Here is a 1,212-nt window from a genome sequence, read left to right as displayed (position 1 = left end):
ATGTCGTACTACAACCTCAAGAAGCCGCAGGAAGCCCGCCAGTGGTTCCAGCGCGCGATGGGCACCCGCCACGCCAAGCAGGCGGAGGGCTGGATCCGCGCGATCGACACCGAGAGCGGCAAGTCCTGAGCTGAAGCGCGCCCCGGCGCGATTCTCGACTCGAGGCGGCGCACGGCGGGAGCCGGCGCCGCCTCGCTGCTTTCGTGCCCCGCGCTCTCGCACGGTGAGCCCGCAGCGACCTACCGTCGCACGACCAACGAGGAGAACCCCTATGGCCTGGGACTTCGAGACCGATGCAGAGTTTCAACGCGAGCTCGACTGGATGGACGCGTTCGTGCGCGACGAGGTCGAGCCCCTCGACCTCGTGCTCGGCGAGGCCTACGACCTGCGCGACGAGCAGGTCCGCAGATTCACCACCCCGCTCAAGGAGCGCGTGAAGGAGCGCGGCCTTTGGGCGTGTCACCTCGGCCCCGACCTCGGCGGCCCCGGCTACGGCCAGCTGAAGCTCGCGCTGATGAACGAGATCCTCGGCCGCACGCGCTTCGCGCCGATTGTGTTCGGCTGCCAGGCGCCCGACTCCGGCAACGCCGAGATCCTCGCCCACTACGGCACGCAGGGGCAGAAGGACCGCTACCTGAAGCCGCTGCTCAACGGCGACATCGTGTCTTGTTATTCGATGACCGAGCCGCACGCGGGCGCCGACCCGACGCTGTTCACCACGCGCGCCGTGCGCGACGGCAACGAGTGGGTGATCAACGGCGAGAAGTGGTTCTCCTCGAACGCGCGCTGGTCCTCGTTTCTGATCGTGATGGCGGTGACCGACCCCGAGGTCGACGCGCACGGCGGCATGTCGATGTTCATCGTGCCGACCGAGACGCCCGGCGTGAAGATCATCCGCAACGTGGGCGTCGGCATGGAGCGGCCCGAGCACGCGAGCCACGCCTACATCAGGTACGACAACGTGCGCGTGCCGGCGGACCATCTGCTCGGCAAGCCGGGCGGCGCGTTCGTGATCGCGCAGACGCGCCTCGGCGGCGGCCGCATCCATCACGCGATGCGCACGATCGCTCAGCTGCGCAAGGCGTTCGACCTGATGTGCGAGCGAGCGCTCTCGCGCGACGTGCGCGGCGGGAAGCTCGCGGACCTGCAGATGACGCAGGAGAAAATCGCCGACAGCTGGATCGAGATCGAGCAGTTCCGCCTGCTCGTGCT

The 1,212-nt window shown here is 68.3% G+C and carries 1 protein-coding gene; it reads left to right on the top strand.

The annotated features are described in order from the left end of the window. Positions 1–271: 271 nt before the first annotated feature. The coding region (locus FJ091_22285; GenBank protein MBM4386078.1) for an acyl-CoA dehydrogenase family protein at positions 272–1,212 on the top strand (941 nt) is incomplete at its 3' end.

Source organism: Deltaproteobacteria bacterium (assembly GCA_016875395.1).
Lineage (GTDB): Bacteria > Myxococcota_A > UBA9160 > UBA9160 > UBA6930 > VGRF01.
This window is presented reverse-complemented; position numbering and strand designations above follow the sequence as displayed.